At 71.6% G+C, this 5,973-nt stretch carries 7 protein-coding genes; 6 read left to right on the top strand and 1 reads right to left on the bottom strand.

The window, feature by feature from the left end; translation table 11 throughout:
- Positions 1-152 precede the first annotated feature (152 nt).
- Together ACE3TU_RS17950 and ACE3TU_RS17945 are read left to right on the top strand one after the other, a co-directional pair.
- Positions 153-1,898 carry a tetratricopeptide repeat protein gene (locus ACE3TU_RS17950; RefSeq protein WP_374626688.1) on the top strand — a complete coding sequence of 582 codons (1,746 nt, stop codon included), beginning with the start codon at positions 153-155 and terminating at the stop codon, positions 1,896-1,898.
- A 1-nt stretch (position 1,899) separates the two neighbouring features.
- A complete protein-coding gene (locus ACE3TU_RS17945) occupies positions 1,900-2,799 on the top strand; it encodes a 4-(cytidine 5'-diphospho)-2-C-methyl-D-erythritol kinase (RefSeq protein ID WP_374626686.1) in 900 nt (299 codons plus the stop codon).
- Here the strand turns inward: ACE3TU_RS17945 and ACE3TU_RS17940 are convergent.
- Positions 2,793-3,809 (bottom strand): polyprenyl synthetase family protein, encoded by a 1,017-nt coding sequence (locus ACE3TU_RS17940; protein ID WP_374626683.1) that lies wholly within the window; start codon positions 3,807-3,809, stop codon positions 2,793-2,795. The two genes, ACE3TU_RS17945 and ACE3TU_RS17940, sit on opposite strands and share 7 nt — an antisense overlap.
- A 125-nt stretch (positions 3,810-3,934) precedes the next feature.
- On the opposite strand from ACE3TU_RS17940, the gene ACE3TU_RS17935 reads away from it, so the two are divergent.
- From ACE3TU_RS17935 to ACE3TU_RS17920, 4 genes are all read left to right on the top strand, one after another.
- Positions 3,935-4,639 carry a tRNA1(Val) (adenine(37)-N6)-methyltransferase gene (locus tag ACE3TU_RS17935; protein WP_374626681.1) on the top strand — a complete coding sequence of 235 codons (705 nt, stop codon included), beginning with the start codon at positions 3,935-3,937 and terminating at the stop codon, positions 4,637-4,639.
- A gap of 52 nt (positions 4,640-4,691) precedes the next feature.
- Complete coding sequence (locus ACE3TU_RS17930; RefSeq protein WP_374626679.1) at positions 4,692-5,516, top strand: S49 family peptidase; 825 nt, start codon at positions 4,692-4,694, stop codon at positions 5,514-5,516.
- Positions 5,517-5,519: 3 nt separating this feature from the next.
- A complete protein-coding gene (locus tag ACE3TU_RS17925; protein WP_374626677.1) occupies positions 5,520-5,753 on the top strand; it encodes a hypothetical protein in 234 nt (77 codons plus the stop codon).
- Positions 5,754-5,833: 80 nt separating this feature from the next.
- Positions 5,834-5,973, top strand: a 140-nt coding sequence (locus ACE3TU_RS17920; protein ID WP_374626690.1) for a glycine--tRNA ligase subunit alpha, incomplete at its 3' end; no start/stop codon positions are given.

The raw sequence follows: 5,973 nt of genomic DNA, 5'->3' as shown, positions 1-5,973 counted from the left end.
CGCCGGAGGGCGGCTCGGGCCCCAATTATTCGGGCATGTAGCATCGACGTGATCGGCTGCTCCCCTTGCGGCGCAGTCGCAAAATCGCCCATCTTTGTGCGCCTGATCCCGGCCGCGCCAGCCCTGTTGCCCTTCGTGGAGTTCGTAAACCTGTGACCCACCCCGCCCGCCTGCTGATCTCGGCCCTGATCGCCGTCGGTCTCGCCACCGGAGGCGCCCTGTCGCTCGACCAGGGCCAGATGTTCTCGGTGCGCCAGCTCAGCATCACCGGCAATTTCCTCGCCGGTCGCGAAGCGCTCGCCGATCTCAGCACCGGCGCCGCCGCGGGCTTCTTCCGCCGGGCCGCCGAGGCCGACTGGGACAATCCGATCGTCATCGAGCGCGGCTTCATCGCGCTGGCCGCGGACGGACAGATCGCCGAGGCGGCGACGCTGGCCGAGCACCTGCTCGAGCTCGCCGCGCCGAACGACCTGGCGAGCCTCGTCATCGGCACCGAAGCGATCAAGGCGCGGCGCTACGGCGCCGCCGGCCGCGCGCTCGAATCCGTCGGCGGCGACACCTTCGCCGGCATCACCGGCGGCCTGCTGCGCGCCTGGGCCCTCGAGGGCGAGGGCAAGCGGGACGAGGCGGGCAAGGTGCTCGACGAGATCGGCAAGGGCGGGCTCGAGGACTTCCTGGTGTTCCACCGCGCCATCATGGCCGACGTCGCCGGCGACTCCCGCCAGGCGCTGGAGCTGATCGCCAAGGCCCACGAGGCCGATCCCTACATCGCCCGCATCGTCGAGGCGCATGCCCGCATGCTGGGCAATTCCGGCCGGTTCGAAGACGCGCGCAAGGTGATCGCCGCCTTCGAGGACCAGGGGCTTTCGCACCCCTTGGTCAGCCAGGTGAAGGCGGCCATCGACAAGCGCCAGCGGCCCGGGGTGTTCGCGCCGACCATCCAGGCCGGCGCCGCCGAGATGTTCCACTCGGTGGGCGTGGCGCTGGCGCGGGAGGGCAGCCCGGAGATCGCCGCGGTGTTCCTGCAGCTGGGCCGCTACCTCGATCCCGACGCGCATGTGATCGACATGGTCTATGGCCAGCTGCTCGACGGCGCCGGGCAGTTCGAGGCGGCCAACGCGATCTATGACGGCATTCCGGCGCAGTCGCCGATGAAGCCGATGGCGGTGGTGCGCATCGCCGAGAACCTCGACGAGCTGGGCGATCACGACGAGGCCATCCGGCGGCTCAGCAATATCGTCGCCACCAACCCCACCGACACCGAGGCGCTGGCGGTGCTGGGCGACATGCAGCGGGCCTCCGAGAAATATACCGAGGCCGCCGAGTCCTATACGCGGGTGCTCGATGCGCTGGCCGGGGATACCCCCGGCGACTGGCGCTACTACTACGTGCGCGGCATCGCCTTCGAGCGCTCCAAGCAGTGGCAGAGGGCCGAGGCCGACTTCAAGCGGGCGCTGGAGCTCAACCCCGACCAGCCGCAGGTGCTCAACTACCTCGGCTACAGCTGGGTCGACCAGGGCGTGAACCTGTTGCCGGCGCTGGAGCTGATCGAGAAGGCGGTCGCCGGCTCGCCCAATGACGGCTACATCATCGACAGCCTGGGCTGGGCCTACTATCGGCTGAACCGCTTCCCCGAGGCGGTGGAGCAACTCGAGCGCGCCGTGCAGATCCGGCCGTCCGACCCGGAGATCAACGACCACCTGGGCGATGCCTACTGGCGCGCCGGCCGGCAGCTCGAGGCCCGCTTCCAGTGGAACGTCGCGGCCGCCGTCGACAGCGAGGGCGCAGTCAAGGAGCGGGTCGCCAGCAAGCTTGCCGACGGCCTGCCGCCGCTGGCGCCCGAGGCGACGGCATCCACCCCGGTGGCCGAGAGCCAGCCCGCGCCGCTCGCCCAGTAGCATGGACGGCTCCCTCGTCGAGGCCGCGCCCGCCAAGGTCAACCTGGCGCTGCACGTCACCGGCCGCCGCGCCGATGGCTATCACGAGCTCGAGAGCCTCGTGGTGTTCGCCGACGTCGCCGACGAGATCGTTGCGCGCCCCTCGCGGGCCGACAGCCTCGCCGTGACCGGGCCCTTCGCCGCGGCCGCCGGCGGCGGCGAAGGCAATCTCGTCGCCCGGGCGCTCGCAGCGTTCCGCGCCCGCTGGCCGGAGGCGGCCGGCACCGGCCTCGCGGTCGAACTGCGCAAGAACCTGCCGGTCGCGGCCGGGCTGGGCGGCGGCTCCGCCGACGCGGCGGCGATGCTGCGCCTCCTGGCGCGCCGCAGCGCGACATCGATTCCCCCCGCCGCGCTCGCCGAACTGGCCCTCAGGCTGGGCGCCGACGTGCCCGCGTGCCTCTTCTCGCGCCCCTGCGAAATGCGTGGCGTGGGCGAGATCATCCACCCGCTGCCGACCTTTCCCGCCACCCACATCGTGCTGGTCAATCCGCTGCTGCCGGTCGCCACGGCCGACGTGTTCCGGCGCCTCGCCCGCCGCGACAACCCGCCGCTGCCGCCGCTGCCGCAGCCGCTGACCCGGCCGGCCCAGCTCGGACTGTGGCTCGCCGGGACACGCAACGACCTCGAGCCCGCCGCCGTCGCGCTGCTGCCGGTGATCGGCGAACTGATCGCCGAGATGGCGGGCCTCGAGGGCTGCGTGCTGGCCCGCATGTCGGGATCGGGCGGCACGGTGTTCGGCCTGTTCGGCTCCGCCGCGCAGGCGCATCAGGCCGCCCACGAACTGCGCCGGACGCGCCACGGCTTCTGGGTGGCGGCGGCACCGGTGATCACGCCGCAAGAGGCGGCGGCTCCGCCTCAGTAGGCGCGGGCGATGGTGGCCTCGACGACCTCGCCGAGCAGCAGCTTCATCTCCGAAGGCGGCAGCGGCTTCAGCGCCTCGCGGGCGCGGCGGGCGTGCTGGCCGGCCTCGTCGAGCGTGCGCCCGAGCGTGTCGTGCCGCTCGAACACCGCCAGCACGCGTGCCAGATCGGACTGCGCCGCCTCGGTCCTGCCCAGGCTCGAGACGATCACCTCGCGCTCGGCCGGATTGGCCGCTTCGAGCGCCAGGATCACCGGCAGCGTCATCTTGCCTTCGCGCAGGTCGTCGCCGGTGTTCTTGCCCAGCGTGCCGCTCTCGCCGCGATAGTCGAGCACGTCGTCGACCAGCTGGAAGGCGTAGCCCAGTTCGCGGCCATAGTCGCGCAGCGCCCGCCGACCGGCCGCATCGGCCCCGGCGGCCATGGCGCCGACTTCGGTGGCCGCCTCGAACAAGGTCGCGGTCTTGGCGCGGATGACGTTGTCATAATCGTCGCGGCTGGCCGCGAGATCGCGCGTCTTGGCCAGCTGCAGCACCTCGCCCTCGGCGATCACGGTGGCGGCGCGCGAGATCACCTTGAGCGCCTCGATGCTGCCGGTCTCGACCATCATCATGAAGGCCTGCCCGAGCAGGAAATCGCCGACGAGCACGCTCGCCTGGTTGCCCCACACCATGCGCGCCGCGGCGCGGCCGCGCCGCATGGTGCTCTCGTCGACCACGTCGTCGTGCAGCAGGGTCGCATTGTGCATGAACTCGACCGATGCGGCGAACACCACCTCGTTGCCGTCGGGGCGGCCGAACAGCTCGGAGGCGGCGATGGTCAGCATCGGCCGCAGCCGCTTGCCGCCGGCCTCGATCAGGTAGCGCGCCACCTCCGGCACGAGTTCGACATGCGAGCGCAGCCGCTCGAGGATCAGGGCATTGACCCGATCCATGCCGGGGCGCGTGGAACTGACCAGCCGGTCGACCGCATTGGGTTCGGTCGCCACCTTTGTCGCTGCCGCCGATGACGCCATGAATTCCTCGGTTGTCGGCCCCCGCGGAGGCCCTATAGTCCGGTCCGATGTCCCTAGACCACGACGCCGCTCTTGTAAAACATCAAACGCCGACACGCGATGCCTTTTTGGGTGGTCGGCTGGTTGTGTCGCAGCCCCCCGCCGGTTTCCGCGCCGGGCTCGATTCCGTGCTCCTCGGCGCCGCCGTGCGGGCCGGGGCGGAGCGCGTGCTGGACCTCGGCGCCGGGGCCGGAACGGCGGCGCTGGTGGCGCTCGCCGACCGGCCGGGTGCCCACGCGACGCTGGTCGAGATCGACCCGGCCATGGCGGCGCTCGCCGAGGCGAACCTCGCCGCCAACGGCATGCAGGGGCGCGGCACCGTCCTCTGCCTCGACGTGACCGCGACCGCGGCGCAGCGCCGGGCGGGGGGACTGGCGGCCGATCGGTTCGACAGCGTCATCGCCAATCCGCCGTTCTTCGCGCCGGGCCGGGGCACGGCGCCCGCGGCAGCGCGGGCCGGGGCCCGCCACATGCCGGCCGACGCGCTCGAACGCTGGGTCCGGGCGGCCGCGACGCATGCGGCCAATGGCGGCGAAGTGATCTTCATCCACGTCGCGACGGCGCTGCCGGCCCTGCTCGCCGCCCTCGGCACGCGCTTCGGCGCGGTCAGCGTTTTGCCGCTGCTGCCGCGCGCCGGCCAGCCGGCGCATCGCGTGCTGGTGCGCGGCATCAAGGGGTCGCGGGCCCCGTTCACCCTGCTCGCCGCCCGGCCCCTGCACGAGGATGCCGGACGGACCTTCCGCCCCGAGTTCGAGGCGATTTTCCGCGGCAGCGCGACGCTGGTCTGGTAAAGCCCGGCCGGGGCACATACATCTGCCCCCTGTCGGCAGCGAGGACGCGCGAATGGGGCTCGGAACCTGGATGAGGCGGATCGTCGGCCAGTCTGGCCCGGTGATCCCGGTGGTGCGCCTGCACGGCGTGATCGCCGCCGACCCGCGCCCGGGCCGGCTCAACATCGAATCGGTGGAGCCGCTGCTGAAGCGCGCCTTCGCGCTGAAATCGGCCCCCGCCGTCGCCATCATTGTCAACTCCCCCGGCGGCTCGCCGGTGCAGTCGCGGCTGATCTCGAAACGCATCCGCGACCTCGCCGAGGAGAATGGCAAGCCGGTGCTGGTGTTCGTCGAGGACGCGGCGGCATCCGGCGGCTATTTCATCGCGGTGGCCGGCGACGAGATCATCGCCGACCCCTCCTCGATCGTCGGCTCGATCGGCGTGATCTTCGCCGGCTTCGGCTTCGTCGGGGCGATCGACAAGCTCGGGGTCGAGCGCCGCGTCCATACGGCCGGCAGGAACAAGTCGACGCTCGATCCGTTCCTGCCGGAAAAGCCCGAGGACGTCGCCCGCATCAAGCAGCTGGAACTCGACGTGCACCGGGTGTTCATCGACTGGGTCAAGGCGCGGCGCGGCGACCGGCTGAAGGGGGCGGACGACGATCTGTTCACCGGCGAGTTCTGGAGCGGCCTGCGCGGGCTGGACCTCGGCCTCGTCGATGCGCTCGGGGACGTGCGCGCCGTGCTGCGCGAGCGCTATGGCGAAAAGGTCGAACTGCTGCCGATCGCACCGCGGCGCGGGTTGCTCGGCCTGCCGCGACTGGGCTTCGCCGCGCTGGCGGGCGGGGCCATCGACGCCATCGAGGATCGCGCGCTGTGGGCGCGCTTCGGGCTCTGACAGATGACCGCCATCCTCATCCGCGTCGTCATCTTCCTCGTCATCGCCGGGGTCATCTTCCTCGGTGCGCGCCGCATCTGGCGCGACTGGAAAGGCCAGTTCAAGGCGGTGGACAAGGCCCGCCTCGAGCGCGACCGCGCCGAGCGCGACCAGATCAAGCGCAATGACGGCATGATCACCCTCAAGCGCGACAAGGACGGCAAGTTCCGCCCGCCGGGAGACGACGGGCAGGGATGAGCCGGGCGCAGTGCGCAATTGACCCCGCCGCACCGCGCCACTAGGTTCCGGCCGCCAACCGCACCCGGAACCCGCCGCCGATGACCGAGACGTTGCCCCGCCACATGGACCCGAGGAATTCGTTCCAGGGGCTGATCCTGACGCTCCAGCGCTTCTGGGCCGAGCAGGGTTGCGTGATCCTGCAGCCCTACGACATGCAGATGGGCGCCGGCACCTTCCA

The organism is Devosia sp. (assembly GCF_041917035.1).
Taxonomy (GTDB): domain Bacteria; phylum Pseudomonadota; class Alphaproteobacteria; order Rhizobiales; family Devosiaceae; genus Devosia_A.
Note: the sequence above shows the minus strand (reverse complement) of the source record. Positions and strands in the feature narration are given on the sequence as shown.

Coding starts and splice junctions, on each gene's coding strand:
- ACE3TU_RS17925 (WP_374626677.1), top strand. CDS start 5,520: ATGACCGCCATCCTCATCCGCGTCGTCATCTTCCTCGTCATCGCCGGG.
- ACE3TU_RS17940 (WP_374626683.1), bottom strand. CDS start 3,809: ATGGCGTCATCGGCGGCAGCGACAAAGGTGGCGACCGAACCCAATGCG.
- ACE3TU_RS17945 (WP_374626686.1), top strand. CDS start 1,900: ATGGACGGCTCCCTCGTCGAGGCCGCGCCCGCCAAGGTCAACCTGGCG.
- ACE3TU_RS17930 (WP_374626679.1), top strand. CDS start 4,692: ATGGGGCTCGGAACCTGGATGAGGCGGATCGTCGGCCAGTCTGGCCCG.